The 22,977-nt window shown below is 39.7% G+C and carries 20 protein-coding genes and 1 riboswitch; of the genes, 17 read left to right on the forward strand and 3 right to left on the reverse strand.

Going from position 1 to position 22,977, the window contains the following annotated elements:
- Positions 1-24 precede the first annotated feature (24 nt).
- The 9 genes from JI666_RS02855 (at position 25) to JI666_RS02895 (ending at position 9,121) form a co-directional block, all read left to right on the forward strand.
- On the forward strand, positions 25-1,236 hold the full coding sequence (locus JI666_RS02855) for an argininosuccinate synthase (protein WP_206888725.1): 1,212 nt from the start codon (positions 25-27) through the stop codon (positions 1,234-1,236).
- Positions 1,237-1,248: 12 nt separating this feature from the next.
- Complete coding sequence (gene argH / locus JI666_RS02860) at positions 1,249-2,637, forward strand: argininosuccinate lyase (RefSeq protein ID WP_206888727.1); 1,389 nt, start codon at positions 1,249-1,251, stop codon at positions 2,635-2,637.
- Between the two features lie 321 nt (positions 2,638-2,958).
- Entirely contained in the window at positions 2,959-3,096 is a 138-nt protein-coding gene (locus JI666_RS02865; RefSeq protein WP_206888729.1) for a hypothetical protein, read from the forward strand.
- A gap of 129 nt (positions 3,097-3,225) precedes the next feature.
- Positions 3,226-4,674: an aldehyde dehydrogenase gene (gene aldA / locus JI666_RS02870; protein ID WP_206888731.1), complete on the forward strand. Its 1,449-nt coding sequence runs from the start codon at positions 3,226-3,228 to the stop codon at positions 4,672-4,674.
- A gap of 101 nt (positions 4,675-4,775) precedes the next feature.
- Positions 4,776-5,891 (forward strand): aminopeptidase, encoded by a 1,116-nt coding sequence (locus JI666_RS02875; protein ID WP_206888735.1) that lies wholly within the window; start codon positions 4,776-4,778, stop codon positions 5,889-5,891.
- A 111-nt stretch (positions 5,892-6,002) separates the two neighbouring features.
- On the forward strand, positions 6,003-6,209 hold the full coding sequence (locus JI666_RS02880; protein WP_048309524.1) for a hypothetical protein: 207 nt from the start codon (positions 6,003-6,005) through the stop codon (positions 6,207-6,209).
- A 263-nt stretch (positions 6,210-6,472) separates the two neighbouring features.
- The gene (egtB, locus tag JI666_RS02885; protein WP_206888738.1) at positions 6,473-7,759 is read left to right on the forward strand and encodes an ergothioneine biosynthesis protein EgtB; all 1,287 of its coding nucleotides are present in this window, start codon (positions 6,473-6,475) and stop codon (positions 7,757-7,759) included.
- Positions 7,756-8,727: an L-histidine N(alpha)-methyltransferase gene (gene egtD, locus JI666_RS02890; protein WP_206888740.1), complete on the forward strand. Its 972-nt coding sequence runs from the start codon at positions 7,756-7,758 to the stop codon at positions 8,725-8,727. The genes egtB and egtD overlap by 4 nt, the downstream gene beginning before the upstream one ends.
- A gap of 76 nt (positions 8,728-8,803) precedes the next feature.
- A complete protein-coding gene (locus JI666_RS02895; RefSeq protein WP_206888741.1) occupies positions 8,804-9,121 on the forward strand; it encodes a thioredoxin family protein in 318 nt (105 codons plus the stop codon).
- 21 nt (positions 9,122-9,142) lie between these two features.
- Here the strand turns inward: JI666_RS02895 and JI666_RS02900 are convergent, their stop codons facing one another.
- Positions 9,143-9,373 (reverse strand): hypothetical protein, encoded by a 231-nt coding sequence (locus tag JI666_RS02900; RefSeq protein ID WP_206888742.1) that lies wholly within the window; start codon positions 9,371-9,373, stop codon positions 9,143-9,145.
- A gap of 227 nt (positions 9,374-9,600) precedes the next feature.
- A riboswitch (cyclic di-GMP riboswitch) is annotated at positions 9,601-9,690 on the forward strand.
- A gap of 26 nt (positions 9,691-9,716) precedes the next feature.
- Here JI666_RS02900 and sinI point away from each other — a divergent pair.
- The 4 genes from sinI to JI666_RS02920 all read left to right on the forward strand — a co-directional run bounded on the left by sinI (position 9,717) and on the right by JI666_RS02920 (position 13,707).
- Complete coding sequence (gene sinI, locus JI666_RS02905) at positions 9,717-9,869, forward strand: anti-repressor SinI family protein (RefSeq protein ID WP_206888743.1); 153 nt, start codon at positions 9,717-9,719, stop codon at positions 9,867-9,869.
- 369 nt (positions 9,870-10,238) lie between these two features.
- On the forward strand, positions 10,239-11,621 hold the full coding sequence (locus tag JI666_RS02910; RefSeq protein WP_206888744.1) for a glycine--tRNA ligase: 1,383 nt from the start codon (positions 10,239-10,241) through the stop codon (positions 11,619-11,621).
- 63 nt (positions 11,622-11,684) lie between these two features.
- The gene (locus JI666_RS02915; RefSeq protein ID WP_206888746.1) at positions 11,685-12,257 is read left to right on the forward strand and encodes an HAD-IA family hydrolase; all 573 of its coding nucleotides are present in this window, start codon (positions 11,685-11,687) and stop codon (positions 12,255-12,257) included.
- Positions 12,258-12,303: 46 nt separating this feature from the next.
- A complete protein-coding gene (locus JI666_RS02920) occupies positions 12,304-13,707 on the forward strand; it encodes an MFS transporter (RefSeq protein ID WP_206888748.1) in 1,404 nt (467 codons plus the stop codon).
- A gap of 96 nt (positions 13,708-13,803) precedes the next feature.
- Here JI666_RS02920 and gltC read toward each other — a convergent pair whose 3' ends face one another.
- On the reverse strand, positions 13,804-14,709 hold the full coding sequence (gene gltC / locus JI666_RS02925) for a glutamate biosynthesis transcriptional regulator GltC (RefSeq protein ID WP_206888751.1): 906 nt from the start codon (positions 14,707-14,709) through the stop codon (positions 13,804-13,806).
- A gap of 176 nt (positions 14,710-14,885) precedes the next feature.
- Between gltC and gltB the strand changes: the two genes are divergently transcribed.
- Positions 14,886-19,475 (forward strand): glutamate synthase large subunit, encoded by a 4,590-nt coding sequence (gene gltB, locus JI666_RS02930; RefSeq protein ID WP_206888752.1) that lies wholly within the window; start codon positions 14,886-14,888, stop codon positions 19,473-19,475.
- Positions 19,476-19,489: 14 nt separating this feature from the next.
- On the forward strand, positions 19,490-20,974 hold the full coding sequence (gene gltD / locus JI666_RS02935; RefSeq protein WP_206888753.1) for a glutamate synthase subunit beta: 1,485 nt from the start codon (positions 19,490-19,492) through the stop codon (positions 20,972-20,974).
- Positions 20,975-21,011: 37 nt separating this feature from the next.
- Here gltD and JI666_RS21980 read toward each other — a convergent pair whose 3' ends face one another.
- Positions 21,012-21,101 (reverse strand): putative holin-like toxin, encoded by a 90-nt coding sequence (locus JI666_RS21980; protein ID WP_224880206.1) that lies wholly within the window; start codon positions 21,099-21,101, stop codon positions 21,012-21,014.
- Between the two features lie 211 nt (positions 21,102-21,312).
- On the opposite strand from JI666_RS21980, the gene JI666_RS02940 reads away from it, so the two are divergent.
- A complete protein-coding gene (locus JI666_RS02940) occupies positions 21,313-22,257 on the forward strand; it encodes a ring-cleaving dioxygenase (protein ID WP_206888754.1) in 945 nt (314 codons plus the stop codon).
- On the forward strand, positions 22,254-22,859 hold the full coding sequence (locus JI666_RS02945; protein ID WP_206889289.1) for an alpha/beta hydrolase: 606 nt from the start codon (positions 22,254-22,256) through the stop codon (positions 22,857-22,859). Before JI666_RS02940 ends, JI666_RS02945 begins: the two co-directional genes overlap by 4 nt.
- Positions 22,860-22,977 lie beyond the last annotated feature (118 nt).

The following is a 22,977-nucleotide window of genomic DNA, read 5'->3' on the forward strand; positions in this document are numbered from 1 at the left end:
ATACAAAGATAGGGAGTGGTTAGCATGGCGAAAGAAAAAATCATTCTGGCATATTCGGGAGGATTAGATACCTCCATTTCAATAAAATGGTTGGAAGAGAAATACGGTTATGAGGTAATCGCACTTGGACTCGATGTAGGAGAAGGGAAGGATCTCGAAACGATCAAGGATAAGGCGCTAAAAGTCGGCGCTTCTAAAGCATACATGATTGAAGCTAAAGAATTACTTGCTCAGAACTATTTGTTACCTGCTCTAAAAGCAAATGCGCTTTATGAAGGAAAGTATCCATTATCCTCTGCACTGTCACGCCCACTCATATCGAAGCTTCTCGTTGAAGCGGCAGAACGTGAAGGAGCATCAGCGGTTGCTCATGGATGTACCGGAAAAGGTAATGACCAGGTTCGCTTTGAAGTTTCGATTCAAGCGTTGAATCCGGACTTGAAAGTGATCGCACCAGTTCGTGAATGGGGCATGACGCGTGATGAACAGATTGCTTATGCTGAAGAAAAAGGCATTCCAGTACCTGTTAAATTGGATAATCCCTTTTCAATAGATGCAAATATTTGGGGCCGTGCTTGTGAAGCGGGGGTACTAGAAGACCCTTGGGCTGAAGCACCTGAAGCAGCGTTTGAATGGACCGCTCCGATTCATCTTACACCAGATGAGCCAGAGTACATTGAAGTGGATTTTAAAGAAGGTTGCCCAACTGCATTGAACGGTGAGGAAATGGGGCTAGTTGACCTTATTGAGAAACTTAATGAAATTGGCGGTCATCACGGAATAGGCCGCATCGACCACATTGAGAATCGTCTCGTTGGTATTAAATCAAGAGAAGTGTATGAAAATCCTGGCGCACTAATTTTAATTAATGCACACAAAGAGCTAGAATTTCTAACACATACACGTGAAGTATCACAGTTCAAAACAACGATTGATCAGCAGATGTCGAAACTCATCTATGACGGACTCTGGTATTCGCCACTTCGTCAAGCACTTGAAGGATTTATTAACGAAACACAGAAAGTTGTCAGTGGAAAGATTCGCATCAAACTATACAAAGGAACGCATACAGTGGTTGGCCGTAAGTCAGAGAATTCGCTATACAACGAACAACTCGCTACGTATCTTAAAGGAGATCTCTTCGATCATGATGCAGCGGTAGGTTTCATTAAGTTATGGGGACTACCAACAAAAGTAAATGCGGAAGTGCATAAAAAGCAAAAAGTACATCAATAAGGAGATGTTAATGTGTCTAAGCTTTGGGGAGGACGCTTCACGAAAGAGACGAATAAGCTCGTAGAAGAATATACAGCATCTATACAGTATGATAAGGAACTAGCAGAGGAAGATATCGAAGGGAGTCTTGCCCATGTTCAGATGCTTAGTGAATGCGGCGTAATCAGCTCAGCAGACATGTTAGAAATCAAACGCGGACTGAATATCGTGCTTGAGAAAATTCAATCTGGTGAGTTTGAATATGATGTATCTCATGAAGATATTCACATGAATATAGAGAAAGCACTAATTGATGAAATTGGTCCAGTAGGAGGTAAGCTTCATACCGGAAGAAGTCGTAACGATCAGGTAGCTACCGATATGCACATGTATCTTGTGAAAAAGGTGAAGTTATTCATTTCACATATCGAAGCTGTTCAGCAGGCAATCGTGAAGCAAGCTGAAGAACATGTGGAAACGGTTCTTCCTGGGTATACACATTTACAACGTGCTCAGCCGGTCTCTTTTGCGCACCACATGCTTGCTTACTTCTGGATGTTCGAGCGAGACAAGGAGCGACTCAAGGAAAGCTTGAAGCGCACAAATATGCTACCACTTGGAGCAGGCGCATTAGCTGGGACGACGTTTCCAATTGATCGCCATCGTACCGCAGAGCTACTTGGATTCAATGATGTTTATCCAAATAGTATGGATGCTGTAAGTGATCGCGATTTTATTCTTGAGTTTCTATCTAATGCTTCGATGCTAATGATGCACATGTCTCGTTTGTCTGAAGAAATGGTCATTTGGAGCAGTCAGGAATTTCAGTTCATTGAACTTGACGACTCTTTCTGCACAGGATCTAGTATTATGCCACAGAAGAAAAACCCTGATGTGCCTGAATTGTTACGTGCCAAAACAGGAAGAGTTTATGGGAATTTATTCAGTTTGCTAACTGTTCTGAAAGGATTGCCTCTCGCTTATAACAAAGACATGCAGGAAGATAAAGAAGGCATGTTTGATACAGCTAAAACGCTAGACGGAGCACTAAAACTTTTAGCGCCAATGATTGCGACGATGACAGTGAAAACAGAAAATATGAAGCAGGCAGTGAATGAGGATTATTCAAATGCAACGGACATAGCTGATTACCTTGTGAACAAAGGCATGACTTTTCGAGAATCTCATGAAATGATTGGAAAAATCGTTTTATACAGCATACAGCATCAGAAGTATTTGCTGGATCTGACGCTACAAGAATACCAAACCTTCACGCCACTGTTCGAGAAAGATGTATTTGATATCTTGAAGCCTGCAAACGTTATGAACGCAAGGAAAAGCTATGGAGGTACTTCACCTGAACAAATTAAAGTTCAGCTCGAATTAGCTAATCATCACTTAAAAGTGAAGGAAAGCGTATAGAAAAAGGCCCTATCCGTATGGATAAGGCCATGAAGAAGGAAATTATTAGCTATTGCTAAACAAGCGATGGGGTAGAACGGAAGTTGTCTTTTGGAGACACCTCTTTCTAATGAAAGTTGTTAGAGCCTTGTTTTACCAACAGAGTAGTTCAACGCGACCATCTCCTTAATTGACGATGCCGTCTTTCCTTATGCACTTTTGTTTTCCTTCTTCACTAATTATAATGGCCAAATGAACCTGATAATATACATCCGTATATCATTTTTTTTCGAATATGGGTTATGACAGGTGACATACTATCCACATGGAAGGAGGGATCGTATGGGTAGAGGCAAAGCTTTTGATCATAAGAAAAAAGGTATGGAGCGAAAGCGACCTGCAACAGCTGATCAAACGAAGTTTCCACACGAAGCTTCAACTGGACACAAAACAATTACCAATGAAGAACGTGAAGAATAGTTGATAATCCTGCTTAAGCAGGATTTTTTTGTGCATGAAAGCCATCAAAAGATTGAATGTGCTACAAAATGTTTAAGAATGTTCCTAACGCGGGAAGAGTTCACCACTAACGCGTAGGAGGTATTTCAAGTGAAGAGTTATCAAATCTACATTAATGGTGAATTTACAAAAAGCAATTCTGAAGAAATGATTGATGTTATTAATCCAGCAACAGAAGAAGTGATTTCGCGCATACCTAAAGGTGACGAGAAAGACGTAGAGCGAGCAATCGAAGCTGCTAAATCTATACAGCAGGAATGGGAACATAAACCATCTATTGAACGAGCTGAATACTTAACAACAATTGCAAGTGAAATAGAAGATAAAAAAGATACATTTATTAAAATGCTTACTGAAGAAAACGGTAAAACAACGGATGCTTCCAAAGCTGAAGTAGAAATAACAATCGATTATTTCCGATATATGGCTGGTTGGGCTAGAAGATATGAAGGCGAAGTTCTTCCAAGTGATCGTCAAAATGAGAATATTCTTGTATTCAAAAAACCAATTGGGGTCGTAGGCGGTATTGTACCTTGGAACTTCCCAATGTTTATCTTCGCACGCAAAGTTGCACCAGCTTTTGTTACGGGATGTCCTATTGTTATTAAACCAAGTCAATACACCCCAAATACAGCATGTGAATTGGCAAGTATCATCCATGAAGCTGGCGTTCCTAAAGGAGTCTTTAACTTAATTACTGGTAAAGGTTCAGATATTGGTACACCACTTGCGTCATCCCCAGATGTTGCAATGATAAGTTTAACTGGTAGTTATCCAGCAGGCTCTAAAGTAATGGAAGCCGCAGCTAAGAACATTACGAAAGTAAATCTTGAGCTTGGTGGTAAAGCGCCTGCCATCGTAACAAAACATGCAAATGTCGATCTTGCAGTAGAGAAGATTACAACTTCACGCATTACAAATAATGGGCAAGCTTGTACGAACGCGGAGCGAGTATATGTACATGAAGATGTGGCAGAAGAATTCATTTCAAAAATTACTGAATCCTTCAAGAATACAAAAGTCGGTGATTCTTTAAATGAAGAAGGCTGTGACATTGGACCACTTGCTAATGAACAGCAAATTGACTCTGTTGAAGAGATGGTAAACAACGCAGTTAAAGCAGGTGCAGTTGTAAAGACTGGTGGAAAGCGAATCGATCGAGAAAAAGGCTTTTTCTTTGAGCCAACAGTCCTAACAGATGTTTCCCAAGACATGAATGTCATTCAAGAGGAAATATTCGGTCCAGTACTACCAATCGTTGTCTATAGTGATTTTGATAAAGTCTTAGAAGCTGCGAATGATACGAAATATGGACTTTCTTCATCTATTTTTAGTGACAACATGCATGAAGTTATGAAGGCGTCTAATGTGCTTCGTTATGGTGAAACATATGTAAACCGTGAGAACTTTGAAGCCGTTCAAGGTTTCCATGCCGGAATGGGTCAATCAGGAATTGGTGGCGCAGATGGTAAGCACGGCTTGAATGAATATTTAAAAACCCACGTGATCTACATGGAGTACAATCAAGATATTAAGTAAAGAGAAACCGGGCTTATGCCCGGTTTTCTATTGTTTGAAGAAAGGGTTCTTTAAAGCGTATAATGAATGAAGCTATTATATTTTAAGAAAAGAGGGAGAATATGATTGATTCTCGTATTATAGAATTTTCACAGAAACTTGTTCAATACTCAACTGAAATCCAACCTGGTGAACACGTTCTAATTGAAGCATTTGATGTGGATAATACCCTTGTAAGAAGTATCGTAAAAGAAGTACATAAGGTAGGGGGATTTCCACACGTTAATTTACGAGATAACCAGATCATTCGTGAATTGTTGATGAATGCGACTGAAGAGCAAATTTCACAGTGGGCAGAGATGGACTTAAATCAGATGGAGAAAATGGATGCATATATTGGGATACGTGGATCTGAGAATATCAATGAACTATCTGACGTACCTGAAGCAAAAATGGCTTTATATAATCAAATTTATAAAACAAAAGTTCATAGCAACCAGCGTGTTAAGCATACAAAGTGGGTTGTAATGAGATATCCTAATGAATCGATGGCGCAGCTATCTGGTATGAGTACAGAAGCGTTCGAAGATTTTTATTTTAAAGTATGTACGATGGATTACGCGAAAATGAGTGAAGCCATGGATGCGCTTGTTGAGCGCATGAATAAAGCAGATTCAGTTCGAATCGTTTCTCCGGATACTAATCTGAGTTTCTCAATTAAAGATATCCCTGCAGTCAAATGTGCAGGACAACTTAATATCCCAGATGGTGAAGTATTTACTGCTCCAGTTAAGGATAGCGTAAATGGCGTTATTACTTATAACACACCATCTCCATACAATGGTTTCGTTTTTGAAGATGTTCAGCTTACGTTTGAAAATGGGAAAGTGATAGATGCAGAGGCAAATGATACTGAACGTTTAAATCAAATTCTTAATACGGATGAAGGCGCACGTTATATCGGTGAATTTGCTATTGGAGTTAACCCATTCATCCGCGAGCCAATGAAAGATATCCTTTTCGATGAAAAGATTGATGGTTCATTCCACTTCACACCTGGACAAGCATATGATGAAGCTCCAAATGGTAACGACTCTTCCGTTCACTGGGATCTCGTTTTAATTCAGCGCCCTGAATATGGTGGTGGTGAAATCTGGTTCGACGATGAATTGATTCGTAAAGATGGAAAGTTTGTCCCCGAGGCACTTCAGGCGTTAAATCCTGAGAATCTTAAGTAATTTACCGAGGCGCATCCAAGTGGATGCGCCTTTTTCGTACAGATGACCAATCACATTATAGATCTCTTGAATATAAATAAAGAAAATACTTAAGACAGGAAGTGCCTTCCAATGGAAATACATTGTGATGGATGTACGAAGGAGATGAGGGACTGGGAAACCATTCATATGGTTAAGTTCGATAAATGGTATGTTGGTCATTTCAACTGCTTATTGAACTTAAAAAAGAAGTTAAATCTTAATAGACCAATCAAGTGGGATAAACTTGAGGGTAAAAAAGATAACCAAAAAGATTCTGATGGTAAAATGGCACCTTAGATCGAGGGGTAAGAAAAGACGCTACGATAAAGTAGCGTCTTTTCTTATGGTACGATTCACCCTTTTCTACAAGGAAGACGCACCATGTAATAGCTATGGAAGAGAGGGAGAGTTATTATTGATGGCATTCATCCGAATACAGAAGGGCATAAAGTGTTAGAAAAGAACTAGTGGAAACAGGAATATGCTTATGAATGTTTAATTTAGAATAAACCGGGTAAAATTTGATGTTCATTATACTATTACTATTCAGGGAGGAACACATGGTACAACAATCTATTCAAACTACTGAGTTAAGAAATCAATTGCTCCATTCATACGAAACGATACGAATGATGACAAATAAATTAGTAGAACCACTCGAAACGGAGGACTATACGATCCAATCTATTCCAGATGTAAGTCCTCCAAAATGGCACATGGCTCACACAACTTGGTTTTTCGAGACTTTTATTCTAAAAGAATACTGCGAAAGTTACCGTTCCTTTCATGAAGAATTCGATTACTTATTTAATTCTTATTACGAAAGTGTAGGTAGTTTCTTTCCAAGACATTCTAGAGGGCTTTTGAGTCGACCAAGTATCGAGAAGGTAAGGAGTTACCGTAAAGATATTGATGAAGAAGTAATAAGGTTGATCATAGAAGCCGACGAAAAGAAGCTAGTTGATATATCAGGGTTAATTGAAATTGGATTAAATCATGAACAACAGCATCAAGAGCTACTTATGACTGACATCAAATATAACTTTTCAATAAATCCTTTAAAACCAGTTTACCGAGAACTTGAAATGAATTCTGATGGCAAAGCTTCTCCTTTAGAATGGGTATCGTTTGAAGGAGGACTTGTCGAAACTGGTATTAATGAAGAGGACGGCTTTTCTTTCGATAATGAACGTCCCGTACATAAAGTGTGGCTAGAACCGTTTGAACTTGCCACGAGAACGGTGACCAATGGTGAGTATCTTGCCTTTATTGAAGATGGTGGGTATCAGCGAGCTGAATTCTGGTTATCTGATGGTTGGTCAACAGTAAAGAATCAAAATTGGGAAGCACCTTTACACTGGGAGAAAAAAGATGGAGAATGGTATAATTTTACCCTTCATGGTTTGGTCCCTGTAAATAGGGAAGAACCAGTTACGCATATTAGCTATTATGAAGCAGAAGCATATGCAAGCTGGGTAGGTAAACGTCTTCCCACAGAAGCAGAATGGGAAGTTGCAGTGAGAGATCAGCCTATAACAGGGAACTTTGTAGAAGATGGTGTCTATCACCCTGTTGCTTCAGTTAAAAACGATGAAGGACAGCTACAAAAAGCATATGGAGATGTTTGGGAATGGACAAAAAGTCCATACATGCCGTATCCGGGAAACAAACCACTTGATGGAGCATTGGGTGAATACAATGCTAAATTCATGAGTAGCCAAATGATTTTACGAGGCGGATCTTGTGTAACCTCTCAATCTCATATACGTCCTACCTATAGGAATTTCTTTGCTCCTGATAAACGCTGGCAGTTTACTGGAATTCGTCTTGCAGGAGATGTTGAATGATTAAAACTCAAAGCAATATGCGAATCATTGATCAGCTTAATGAACAGAACAATCGGTTTAACGAAGCTATTGAAGGTTTAACTGCTTCAAAAAAGTCATTGCAGCCTAAGTTTTTGTATGATAAATATGGTTCGGAGTTGTTTGAGCAAATAACCCAACTTAAAGAATATTACCCAACTAGAACTGAACTTTCGATTATAGAACACTCGCTTGATGAGATTTTAAGACATATCGGTTCTGGCTCGACTGTTATTGAATTCGGTAGTGGTGCAAGTAGGAAAATTAGGTTACTGCTTGAATCAGGTATGATTCATGAGTATGTACCAATTGATATTTCGAAATCATTTCTAATAGAATCTTCTGAACAACTTTCATTTGACTATCCTGATATTCAAGTTACTGGCATAGTAGCTGATTATACAGATCAGCTCAATCTTCCTAACGAATTTATTGATTCAACGAAAAAAAAGACGGTCTTTTTTCCAGGTTCAACGATCGGGAATTTTGAGAAAAAAGAAGCCCAGAACTTCCTTTTAACAATCTCTAACTTACTGTCATCCGGAGATGGCTTATTAATTGGAGTTGATGTTAAGAAACCTCCTAGAATACTTCATAACGCTTATAATGATAATGAGGGCATAACAGCTAAATTTAATTTGAACATGCTTACACACTTGAATCGTGAACTTGGGGCGAATTTTAATCTTAATCAGTTCGAACATTATGCTTATTACAATGCAGTGATGGGTAGGATTGAAATGCATCTTGTTAGTATGGAGGATCAGATTGTTACCATTGGAAATGTAACGATTCCATTTAAAAATCATGAGACCATCCATACTGAAAATTCATATAAGTACAGTATCAGTGAGTTTCATAATCTTGCATCTGCTTCTGGTTTTATTCTAGAAAAGACGTGGACAGATCCAGAAGAATTATTTAGTCTTCATTATCTAAGTGTTTTGTAAAGGGGTCTCTTTAAAGACAACAGGAGAGTATTTCGGTATAATTGTGGTAAACGCTAGTTTCAAAGGAGAGATGAACATGAAAAAAATTGAAACAAATGATTCTTATCAATCATTTATTAACGATACGAATGTATCAGTCTTGAAATATGAGGCAAATTGGTGTCCTGACTGCAAGCGTCTTGATTTTTTTATTGATGATATTATGACAGAACATGATGATAAGAAATGGGCTCAAATTGATATTGAACAATTTCCTGAAATTACGGAGGAAAATGACGTAATGGGAATCCCAAGCCTTCTTATTTATAAAGAAGGTAAAAAAATTGGCCATCTTCACAGTGCTAATACGAAGAACCCTGATCAAGTAAAAGATTACTTAAGTCAATTTAAATAAAGAGAGGGGGGATCCCTCTCTTTATTTTGTTAAAATATATTCGATTGTGCCTTCTGGAAGTGAATGGACGAACGAAATGTTGTAGCCAATACTTAAGTAGATTGATAAGGTCTCCGTACATAATGGGTGGAGTGGTTCTGTCGGGGCATGAAGACTACTAAAAAACGAAATTACTTTATTCGTGTCTTGTGAACAGCGAATAATGACAACATGTGTGCCACTCCAAGCAGTGCCGATTTGATTTCTATTCATTAGAATACTTCCTTTATAATAGTAGTATAGTCCTTATTAGGGTATGAAAAAAATACCTTCATGTTAGAACATATTTTTTTCGAAATAATAATTAAAATATTTTGAATTTTAAATGAATTACTGGTATATTAGTAGCATATAACCTCAATGTTCTTTTAATACGGGTGAATTTCACTAATAATGCTAGATTAATTGGAATGTTGTTGGAGTGTGTCATTTCTGAACTCTCCAGAAAAAGGCAAACCATCTGAAAGGGTGGGACGCAAAGACACAGGTCTAATGTTGGAGATTCCAACGATGACGGCTGGTCCTCCTGGAAAACCTACGAAGGAGGATGAGGAGAATGGCCGTGGCCAAGATAATGTCTACTAAAGTACTTGATCAAGAATGGGTTGTTTTAATGAGAGCCGCCAGAGAACTGGGACTCCAAAAGAATGAGATTCAAGCATTTTTAAGACAATATAATAAACCAACAACGACGAGATTACATAAATGAAAAGAGCGATCAATAGATCGTTCTTTTTTTGGTCATTATAAGTAACGAGACGATGCAATTGAAATCCCTTGACTTTAGGTACTCATTTTTTGTATCATATGTCTTATCAATTGCATACATAAAACGTACAACTGTGAAGGACAGATAGTAACCAGGAGATTTCTTACTAGCGATTCAGGGATGGTGAAAGCCTGAAAAAAATCTGGTGAAACGGCAGTCTGGAGTTGGCATTCTTAAAGTGGATGTACTTTCTTTGTACATTAACTAGGGTGGAACCGCGGGTGCACAAGCTCTCGTCCCTGGACAATTACTGTCCATGGGTCGGGAGCTTTTTATAATTGAAGAGCATGAATAAAAGGAGAGATTGACATGAGTATTACAATGGAACAAATTGTATCTATATCGAAACACAGAGGGTTTATCTTTGCAGGGTCTGATATTTATGGTGGTCTTGCGAATACTTGGGATTATGGTCCACTTGGTGTGGAACTTAAGAACAACATTAAGGGTGCATGGTGGAAGAAATTCGTACAGGAGTCACCGTATAACAGCGGACTTGATGCAGCGATTTTAATGAACCCGAAAACATGGGAAGCTTCAGGGCATTTGGGTAATTTTAATGATCCTTTGATTGATTGCAAAAGCTGTAAAACACGCCATCGTGCAGATAAACTGATTGAGGATGCATTATCGACTGATACAGATGAAATGATTGCAGACGGTCTTTCATTTGAAGAAATGGGTCGTTTAATTAAAGAAAATAATATTACATGTCCTGAATGTGGTAGCGATGATTTCACAGAAATTCGCCAGTTTGATTTAATGTTCAAAACTCATCAAGGTGTAACAAAGTCGAGCACAAGTGAAATTTATCTTCGCCCTGAAACAGCACAAGGTATTTTCGTGAACTTCAAAAACGTTCAACGTTCTATGCGAAAGAAAGTTCCTTTTGGAATTGCTCAAGTCGGTAAAAGCTTCCGTAATGAAATTACACCAGGTAACTTTACTTTCCGTACACGTGAATTCGAGCAAATGGAACTAGAATTCTTCTGTAAACCTGGGGACGAACTGGAATGGCACGACTACTGGAAAGAATATTGTAAGAACTGGCTCCTTAATCTAGGTGTAAGTGAAGATAGCATTCGTCTTCGTGAGCATGCAGAGGACGAATTATCACATTATAGTAATGCGACAACAGATATTGAGTACAAATTCCCGTTTGGTTGGGGAGAACTATGGGGCGTAGCTTCAAGAACAGACTATGACCTTAAGCAGCATATGCAACATTCAAATGAAGACTTTACGTATCATGATCAACAAACAGGTGAAAAGTACGTTCCATATTGTATCGAACCTTCCCTTGGAGCGGATCGTGTAACACTCGCCTTCTTAATTGAAGCATATGAAGAACAAGAACTTGAAGACGGAACATCAAGAAGCGTGATGCACTTCCATCCTGCTATTGCACCGTTCAAGGCAGCTGTTTTCCCACTTTCTAAGAAGCTTTCTGAAGAAGCGAGAGCAGTACATGCTGAACTATCTAAATATTTTATGGTTGATTATGATGAAGCAGGTTCGATCGGTAAACGTTACCGTCGCCACGATGAGATTGGTACGCCGTATGCGATCACTTTCGACTTTGATTCAGTTGAAGATCAACAGGTTACAATTCGTGATCGTGATACAATGGAGCAAAAGAGAATGCCGATTTCCGAACTAAAAAGCTTCCTAGAAGAGAAAACACAATTCTAACTATGAGAGCCGCTCGATGTGAGCGGCTTTTCTATACTTATAAAAAAGGAGAGGGGTTACACGATGAGAATCTTATGGGATTTCGACGGTACTCTTTTTGATACATACCCAGCTTTTACAACAGTAATGAAAGAGCTAGTACCTCCCGAAGTAAAGGAAGAAGATATCTTAAAAGAATTAAAAGTATCTTTCCATCATGCTACAGAAGTTTTTAATTTATCGGAAGCTCAAATAAAAACGTTTCGTGAAATGGATAATGCGTTATCACCTGAAGATAAACCACCGTTTACTGGTTTGAAAAAAATCCTTGAGAAAGCAGAAATGAACGTCATTATGACGCACAAGCCTCGAGAAGAAGTAATAGCAATTCTAAATCATTTTAAAATGAACCATTATTTTACTGACCTTGTAGCAGGTGATGACGGCTATCCTCGTAAGCCTGATGCTTCTTCCTATCGCTATTTACATAGTAAACACAACCTCGATCTTGCGATTGGTGATCGTGTGCTTGATATCCTTCCTGCGAAAGAAATCGGTTTGAAAACGTGTCTATTCCAGAATAATGCAGAAGGTGCCGATATGTATGTAACGAATTATCACGACCTAAGTGAAATGTTGTGGCCAACTTCTAAATAGATTAGCTCTTTATGACATATGCATTGAAAGTGAGGGAGAATGAAGCGTGGATAAACAACTCCGATTTATACTCATTACATTTCTACTCGGTGTGTTTCTTGGAGCACTTGATTCTGGTATTGTATCACCAGCTTTAACGACATTAATTGAGGAACTTGGGATTGACCTGAAATGGACTGTTTGGGTAGTAACGATTTATACGCTTGTGTATGCAGTGAGTATGCCAATTGTTGGTAAATTAGGTGACTTATTAGGAAGGAAACGCGTTTTTCTCACCGGTATTGTCCTTTTCGCTATCGGGTCACTTATTGCAGGGTTAAGTCAATCACTGCCATTTCTACTGATTGGTAGAGCGATTCAAGCTCTTGGAGGTGGAGGTATTATTCCGATTGCAAATGCCGTGATTGGGAGTAGTTTTCCTAAAGAAAAGCGAGGTATGGCACTAGGGCTAGTTGGTGCAATGTACGGTATAGCAACGATACTTGGTCCAAACCTGGGAGGCTTATTTGTAGCACAGCTGAGTTGGAGATGGATTTTTCTTATTAATTTACCTATTGCCTTCATTATACTAATGATGGGTCTTAAACTTCCTGAAGATCGTATAGAAAGAAAACAACCTTCACTTGACTGGGGAGGGGCTACGATTCTGTCATTTGTCATTATTTCACTATTACTTGGACTAACGAATTTAGACACCAGTGACTTTTCTGCTTCTTTACAATCAGTGCTCGTATGGCCATTGCTTATACTTAGTATTTTGCTAATTTATCCGCTCATTAAAGTGGAGAAGAAGGCGAAAGACCCGATTATTAAATTATCTTATTTTACTGATCGAAACATTGTATTGGCACTCTTGATCTCAACAATTACAGGTATTGGAATTATAAGTATGATATTCATACCATCCTTTTCTGAAATACTCCTCTCATTATCAAGGGGACAGGGTGGATATGTTATGACTATTCTAGCTGTTGCTGCAGGTTTTGCTGCTCCTATTGGTGGAGTGTTGCTTGATAAGTGGGGTGCGAAACAGGTAGTGCTTCTAGGTTTTTCTTTAAGTTTACTAGGATCTCTCACTTTTGTTTTCATTGCACAGGGCTTTGTATCGCTATCGATCGGCATGATTCTCTCGGGTGTAGGTATTGGTTTTACAATGGGAACACCGCTTAATTACATTATTTTAGAATTAACTCCTGATCGTGAAGCGGGGGCTGCACTATCTCTCGTAAGCTTACTAAGATCAATTGGAACATCCCTTGGGCCAGTCATCCTTGCTGGTTTCATAGCAACTTCTGGTGCTGGATCATTTAGTAGGGGGGTGACGGAGACGATTAGGGCAGTGGTTCTAAATGGTTATGAACAGATGTATCTTGCTAGTGCAGTTATTTTTCTCATAGGTCTAGTTCTGGGGATTTTTCTGAAACTGCCTTCAAAAAACGTAACTAATTAAATTCTCCAAATTAAGAAGCCAGGGGTGAGTCTGATTGAATCAAACTCACCCCTGGCTTCTATGTATTTTGAATTAGCTCATTGTAATTAAATCAGTTTATTGTCCAAATCGGTTAAGAACTTCATAAAAATGGGTAAGGAATTCAAAAAACTTCCTTTCAGATGGAGCGAGTTCTCTTCCTTTAGGGATAATGACGCCAACAGTGCGAGTCACGTTAGGTTCAGATAGTTCAATTTTAACTGTCTCACCTGGTAGCTGTTCTGAAAGTGTAATTTCAGGAAGGAGGCTAACACCGAGCCCTGCAGCCACAAGACCCTTTATCGTATCGATATCTTCTCCTTCAAAAGCGATTCGAGTTTTAAAGCCAACCTGCTGACATGCTGATGTAACAAGATGATGAAGGGCATAGCCTGATCGAAACAGGACGAATGGTTCATTCTTCAATTGTCCTAGTCTTAACATCGGATAGTCGGCTAGTGGATGGGAGATAGGGAGAAGGGCTAGTAGCTTCTCTGTGAAAAAAATATGACCATCAACATCAGTACGATCCTTGGGTACTGGAGAAACAAAAGCGATATCGATTTCTCCTTTACTTACTGCATCCGTAAGGTCCTGAACTGAACCTTGCCTCAATTGAAAACCAACACTTGGGTGCTCTTTTCGAAATGCAGAAATAACGGTAGGTAACGTTTTGGCAGCTAGACTGTTTGGAAATCCAATTCGAATCGTACCAGTATCAGGATTAAGAAATTCGAACACTGCTTGTCTTGCTCGTTCAATCTCAGAGATAGCTGTTTCGGCGTGATCCATAAAGATGTGTCCAACTTGTGTCAGCTTAACGTTACGTCCCTCACGAATAAATAATTGCACACCGAGCTCAGACTCTAGGTTGGCAATCTGTCGGCTAACAGCTGATTGAGCGACATGTAATGAGGTTGCTGCCTCTGTTACATGCTCTCTTTTAGCTACTTCCATAAAGTAATAGAGTTGCCTAAGTTCCAATAAAAACGACCCTTTCTTCGATTCATATCAATAATAGATTAATTATATCTTAATTATATATTGGAAGCATTGGTTAAAGCAATGTACAATAAGTGTAGAATATTTAAACAATTTCGACGTTATGGCGTTAAAGCGAGAAACCATAATGAATTGGGATAAGAGCGAGGAGTGGGATTATGGATAGAAGCAATTTTCCAGAGAAACAGGGATTATATGATCCAATTCATGAGCATGACGCTTGTGGCATCGGGCTGATCGCCAATATGAATAATGAGCCAGCACATCATATTATTGAAAAAGGAGTTTATATGCTTCGCCAGCTAGATCACCGAGGCGGACAGGGAAGTGATCCTGACACAGGTGACGGTGCGGGTATTATGCTACAGATTCCACATGAATTCTTTATAGAAAATTCAGGTTTTAACCTCCCAAATAAAGGCGAGTACGGTGTGGGGATGATGTTCCTACCAGTAGATAATCAGCTGAGACAGCGCGCAAAACAAATTGTTGAGAAAGCAATTAAGGAAGCAGGTCAAGAATTTATTGGCTGGAGAACGGTTCCTGTTGATGAGTCCACAATTGGAGAAGCTGCATGCATTGCTCAGCCTGTCATTCGACAGGTCTTTATTAAGAAAAGCGATATTTCCGCTGAAGAATTCGAACGTAAACTTTACGTGATTCGTAAGAAAGCCGAAAAACAAGTAGCACTTGATTCACAGCTTTCCAAAACAAAGTACTACGCAGCAAGCTTTTCTAAAGATACGATTGTTTATAAAGGAATGCTTACACCAGAACAACTAGACAAATTTTATCTTGATCTTAAAAACCCAAGTTTTAAATCTGCCTTTTCAATGGTCCATTCACGTTTTAGTACAAATACATTTCCTAGCTGGGATCGAGCGCATCCGAACCGTTATCTCATTCATAATGGTGAGATCAATACGCTACGGGGAAATGTTAATTGGATGAGAGCACGTGAAGGAGCGCTTCAATCAGACGTTTTCGGTGACGATATGCAGGACATCGCTCCGATTATTCGTCCGAATGGAAGCGATTCTTCTTCATTGGACAATTGCCTGGAATTCTTGAACCTATCTGGACGTTCGTTGCCACATGCAGCAATGATGATGATACCTGAACCTTGGGATCGTGATGTTACAATGCAGGATCCAAAGAAGGCCTTCTATGAGTACCATAGCTGCTTAATGGAACCATGGGATGGTCCGACAGCCATCGCCTTTACAAATGGGCGTCAAATTGGTGCGATGCTAGATCGAAATGGTCTGCGTCCTGCGCGTTATATTATTACGGATGATGATACGTTTATCCTGTCTTCAGAAGTTGGCGTTATCGAAATGGAAGAAGAAAAGATAATTGAAAAAGGTCGTTTGAGTCCTGGTAAGATGCTACTTCTCGATTTAGAAGAGAAGCGCCTTGTATATGATGAAGAGATTAAAGAACAGATTTCAACAGAAGTTCCGTACAGAAAATGGCTTGATGATAATTTAATGAGCTTAAATAATACGCCTGCAAGTGAGCGCCATATTGATGAGAAAGAACTTGTGAAAACACAACGGGCCTTTGGTTACACATATGAAGAATTAACGAAGAATATTGCACCAATGGTCACGGAGAAAAAAGATCCAATTGGTTCGATGGGTAATGATGTACCACTTGCCGTTCTATCTCAACGTCCACAGCTTTTGTTTAATTACTTTAAACAGCTATTTGCACAGGTAACAAACCCTCCTATCGATTCAATTCGAGAAGAGTCCGTTACATCGACAATGACGTTACTCGGACCAGAAGGTAATTTATTAAGTACTGATCCCGGTAGTGCAAAAAGAATTCGTCTTGAAACCCCTATTTTAACTGAGGGTAGATTTGAAGCAATTAAAGCTTTAGATAAAGAGGATTTTCACACTGAAACGCTAAGCTTGCTGTTTAATGCTGCACGCGGTGAAACTGAAATGGAGCACGCGCTACTTGCTTTATTCCGTAAAGCAGATCGTGCAATTAAGAATGGAAAAACTATTCTAGTGCTTTCGGATCTTGGTGTTAATAGTGAAAAAGCAGCCATTCCTTCCCTTCTTGCTATTAGCGGACTTCATCACCATTTAATAAAGCGTGAGACGCGAACGAAAGTTAGTCTCATTGTGGAAACAGGTGAAGCGAGAGATGTACATCAATTTGCAATGCTAGTTGGGTACGGATCAGATGCAATTTATCCTTATGCTGCCTATGATTCAATTGCTCATATGATTCAGGATGGCACAATTGAAGGATTCACATTTGAAGATGCTCTTGATAATTACATTGAAGCTGCGACAACAGGAATTGTAAAAGTAATGTCCAAAATGGGGATCTCTACCATTCAAAGCTATCGAGGTGCGCAAATCTTTGAAGCTATTGGTGTTAGCGATGAAGTGATTGATCGTTACTTCACTGGTACAGCATCACAAATCGATGGGATTCCAATTGATATTATTGCAACAGAAACTCTGATGAGACATCATTTTGCTTATCATGATTCCGAATATAGTGACCTTACACTTGAAACAGGTAGTGAATTGCAGTGGAGAAATGGTGGAGAGCACCATTCATTTAATCCAAAAACGATTCATACGCTGCAACATGCTGCAAGAAGCAATAACTATGAGTTATATAAAAAATTCTCTAGTATGGCATTTGAAGAAAACTTAACGTATTTGAGACAGGCGATTGATTTTGGATCGAATGAACCGATTCCAATTGATGAAGTTGAAAGTGTTGAGTCAATCACACGCCGATTTAAAACAGGTGCTATGAGTTACGGTGCACTTAGTGGAGAAGCTCATGAGGCACTTGCAATTGCTATGAACCGCATTGGTGGACGAAGCAATAGTGGTGAGGGTGGAGAAGATCCTTCGCGCTTTACACCTGATGAGAATGGAGACTTGCGTCGAAGCTCTATTAAACAAGTTGCATCAGGAAGGTTTGGCGTTTCAAGTTATTACTTGAGTAATGCTGATGAAATTCAAATCAAAATGGCTCAAGGGGCTAAACCAGGTGAAGGTGGTCAACTGCCTGGTAAAAAGGTTTACCCGTGGATTGCAGAAGTTCGAGGTTCAACGCCTGGAGTAGGCTTGATCTCCCCGCCACCACACCATGATATTTATTCGATTGAGGATCTTGCTCAGCTTATTCATGACTTAAAGAATGCAAATCCTTCTGCACGAATTAATGTCAAACTAGTTTCCAAAGCGGGTGTAGGTACGATCGCTGCAGGTGTAGCGAAAGGGCTTGCAGATGTAATCCTCATCAGCGGATATGAAGGTGGAACTGGAGCTTCACCTAGAACCAGTATTAAACATGCTGGTTTACCTTGGGAGTTAGGTCTTGCTGAAACACACCAAACCTTAGTCCTAAATGATTTACGGGATCGCGTCGTTCTTGAAGCTGATGGAAAAATGATGACTGGCCGTGACGTTGTGATGGCTGCCATCTTAGGAGCAGAAGAATTCGGTTTTTCAACTGCACCACTTGTTGTATTAGGTTGTATTCTAATGAGAGCTTGCCATCTAGATACATGTCCAGTTGGGGTAGCGACACAGAACCCTGAACTTCGTAAAAAGTTTATAGGTAACCCTGATCACGTAGTAAATTACATGCAATTTATCGCACAGGAAGTTCGTGAAATCATGGCACAGCTTGGTTTCAGAACGATTGGAGAAATGATTGGTCGTACAGATGTGCTGAAAGTGAGTCGTCGTACGAAAGACCACTGGAAAGCAAGATATCTTGACTTAAAGCCGCTACTTTATCAACCACATGTATCTGAAGAAGTTGGTCGGTTTAATCAACGTAAACAAGATCATAATCTTGAAGCAGCACTTGATAATACGTCAATTATTCCTGCCTGTCTTGGAGCACTTGAAGAAGGAAAACCTTTTGAAGGGTCATATATCATTCGAAACACAAATCGAGTAGCTGGTGCGTTGTTAGGGCATGAAATTACGAAACGATATGGTGCAGAAGGACTTCCAAATGACCTTATCCGATTGAACTTTAAAGGATCAGCAGGACAAAGTTTTGGAGCATTTGTACCTAATGGTGTCACAATGCATCTTGTGGGTGACGCAAACGACTATGTTGGAAAAGGATTGTCAGGTGGTAAGTTAATTATCCACCCTTCATCTAAATCGGTATTTGCCCGTGATGAGAATACGGTTATTGGTAACGTTGCTTTCTATGGTGCTACTTCTGGTGAAGCATACATTAGCGGACTTGCTGGTGAGCGATTCTGTGTAAGAAATAGTGGAGTAAAAGCAGTAGTAGAAGGTATTGGGGATAATGGATGTGAATATATGACAGGCGGCCGTGTAGTTGTTCTTGGAAATACTGGGAAAAACTTTGCAGCAGGTATGTCAGGTGGAATCGCCTACGTGCTCTCTGAAGACCGTGACGCATTTATGCATAATGTAAATGCTGAAATGGTTCATATTGAATCTTTAACAAATTACGAAGAAATTCTTGAGGTAAAGCATCTGATTCAGCAGCATGCATACTTTACAGATAGCCCTAAAGCGATTCGTTACATTCAAAATTGGAACGAATATGTAGGCAAGATCGTGAAAGTTATACCAAAAGAGTTTAAGCGAATTACAAATTCATTAGAAGAATTGAAAGAAAAAGGATACAAAGATGATGAAGCAGCATATGAAGTGTTCCAGCAGGCTAAGAACGGTCAAGTTAAACCACGACAAAGCGATCTGGAGCCGGTATAAGGGGAGGTAATCGATTGGGTAAGCCGACAGGTTTTATAGACTATCCTAGAGAAAAAGCACGTGAAAGAGATTTAACAACACGACTAAAAGATTGGGAAGAATATCAGCTTCCTCAATCTGAAGAAGAATTGAAGACGCAAGGGGCCCGCTGTATGGACTGCGGCACCCCCTTCTGTCACTCAGGTATTGAATTAAATGGAAGCGCATCTGGATGTCCACTCTATAATCTTATTCCAGAATGGAACCATCTTGTTTACCAGGGTAAATGGAAAGATGCTTTAGATCGTCTACTGAAAACGAATAACTTCCCTGAATTTACTGGTAGAGTGTGCCCTGCACCATGTGAAGGTGCATGTGTAGCAGCTATTCCAGATGATGCGGTTGCAATAAAAAGCATTGAGAAAGAAATCATTGATCGAGGCTTTGCTGAAGGTTGGATGATTCCAAAGCCACCAGAAAATCGTACAGGAAAGAAAATTGCTATCGTAGGTTCGGGACCAGCTGGTCTTGCAGCAGCTGACCAATTAAACAAAGCAGGTCATTCTGTTACAGTATATGAACGTGACGATCGCATTGGTGGATTGTTAATGTATGGTATACCTAACATGAAGCTGGATAAAGATCTTGTTGAGCGTCGTGTGAAGTTGCTTGAAGATGAAGGTGTTGTATTTGTTACAAATACTGAAATCGGTAAAGATGTAACACGTGAAGAGCTTCGTGAAGAACATGATGCTGTTATCCTTTGTACTGGTGCCCAGAAGCACAGAGACCTTCCCATCGAGGGACGTAAACTTGGCGGTATTCATTATGCAATGGACTATTTAAGAAAGAACACGAAAAGCTTATTAGATTCACATCTTCAAGATAAGCAATATGTTTCTGCAGAGGGTAAAAATGTTATTGTTATTGGTGGCGGAGATACAGGAGCAGACTGTGTCGCAACTGCGCTTAGACACGGTTGTAAAAGTGTCCACCAGTTTGGTAAACACCCACAATTAACAGCAGATCGTATGATCGATAATCCATGGCCAGAATTTCCGAAAGTCTTTACGCTGGATTATGCTTATGAAGAAGCACAAGCAGAGTACGGAGAAGATCCACGTCAATATTCAATTATGACGAAGAAGTTCGTCGGCGATGAGAATGGTGATGTGAAAGAACTTCATACCGTTACAATTGAGAAGCATGTTGATAAAAAGGGCAACGTCTTTATGAAAGAGCTACCGGGTACAGAACAAGTTTGGCCGGTTGAGCTAGTTTTAATCGCGATCGGTTTTACTGGTCCTGAAGAAGGCGTGCTAGAACACTTTGAAGTAGAGCAAGATAACCGTAAGCGTGCAAAAGCAGAATTCGAAGATTACAGAACAAATGTTGATGGCGTCTTTGCTGCAGGGGATGTTCGTAGAGGGCAAAGTCTTATTGTGTGGGCAATTAACGAAGGACGTGGAGTAGCTCGTGAGACAGATCGCTATCTCATGAATAAGACGGTTATGCCATAAATTGAGAAAGCACTCCTCATTGAGGAGTGCTTTTCTATTACGATGACCGGTCTTTCGTGTGGATGATGGCGAGTACAAGAGCGGAAAAACTGACCATTAACGACAGGGCCTCAAATACGCTAAGCATCTCATCACTCCTTTACATATAGAATGTCTCATTGTGGGGTTGTCCTATACGCGTAAACCAAAACATTTGACAGATAGAGGAGATTTTTAATAAACTCAAATCAAACATCTCGAATTAAAGATAATTAAGTGGATAAATTCGAAGATTAGAAAGTTCACTAGACGGGAATCTTCTAGAATGGATGTAAAATTGTAAAGGAGAATAGCAATTTATGAAACATACAACAGGAATTCATCACATAACAGCAATTGTAGGAAATCCTCAGGAAAATGTTGATTTTTATAGTGGAGTATTAGGGCTTCGACTTGTGAAGAAAACAGTGAATTTTGACGATCCAGAAACATATCATCTTTACTTCGGTAATGAAGAAGGTGCACCAGGTACAATTATGACGTTCTTCCCGTGGTCAAACGCTCACGAGGGTACGATTGGATCTGGACAAGTCGGCGTAACGAGCTTTGTGATTCCAGAAGGGAGCCTTTCGTTTTGGAAAAAGCGCCTAACGAAATTAAATGTCGAGTATGGAGAAATGACACGCTTTGGTGAGGACGTACTTACGTTTGATGATCCTCATGGCTTGCACCTTGAGCTTGTAGAGCGAGAAGAGGGTGAACGTAATACGTGGAACTTCGGTGGAGTTGGTACACAACATGCTATTAAAGGATTTGCGGGCGCAACACTATTAACTGGAAAACCGGAATCAACTCTGCAAGTTCTTGAAGAAATACTTGGATTTGTTCGAGTAGCAGAAGAAGAGGATTTCGTGCGACTTAAATCAAGTGATTCTATCGGTAATACGATTGATGTCAAGAAAACGCCTCTTTCATCAGGTAGAATGGGTTCTGGTACGGTACACCACATCGCATTTCGTGCGAACGACTTTGAAGACCATGAAGAGTGGAGAAGTTTACTAGAAGAGAACGGGTATAAACCAACACCAGTTGTTGATCGCCAGTACTTTAATGCGATTTATTTCCGTGAAGAAGGCGGAATATTGTTTGAGATTGCAACGGACCCTCCAGGCTTCGCTAAAGATGAAGATCCTGAAGAAATGGGTAAGGAACTACTTCTACCACCGTGGCTTGAAGAGAAACGTTCACAGATTGAGAGTGTTCTTGAGCCTGCTAACACAAGAGTTCTTAAAGGTGATAAATAATGAAGCATATCTTCAAAAAAGGGAATGAGGACCTTCCTGTTTTATTGTTGTTACATGGAACAGGAGGTACGGAAGAAGATCTTCTTCCGCTTGCTGAGTTAATTGCGCCTGAACATTCCATTTTAAGTGTAAGAGGAAACGTATCTGAAAATGGCATGCCGCGTTTCTTTAAAAGACTTTCAGAAGGTGTATTTGATGTGGAAGATTTAATAGAACGTACACATGAGTTGAATACATTCATTGATGATTCAGCAAAGCAATATGACTTTGACCGAAATAATGTCATTGCGATTGGCTATTCAAATGGTGCTAATATAGCGGCAAGCTTACTGTTTCATGATCAAAATGCGCTTCGTGCAGCCATTCTTCATCATCCGATGGTTCCATTAAGAAACCATGTGCTTCCTAACCTTAGTAAGAAATCAATTTTCATTGGGGCTGGTGAAAATGATCCAATTTGTTCAGCCGATGAAACAAAAGAGCTAGAGCAGTTATTAAATAATGCCGGCGCTGAAGTTACCGTTCACTGGGAAAAGTCAGGTCACCAGTTAACACAGTCAGAAGCTATAAAAGCAGCAGAATGGTTTAGAAGATATAGTTGATGTTTAGAGGAGTAGCCAATCAGGCTATTCCTCTTTTTAATTGGCTCTTTTCTAAAAGATTGTTGCTTTTGAAAGTATTTAATATAAAAAACTACACTTAGCTAATTGGAGCGGAAGG

This window comes from Bacillus sp. NTK071 (genome assembly GCF_017303315.1).
Taxonomy (GTDB): domain Bacteria; phylum Bacillota; class Bacilli; order Bacillales; family Guptibacillaceae; genus Guptibacillus.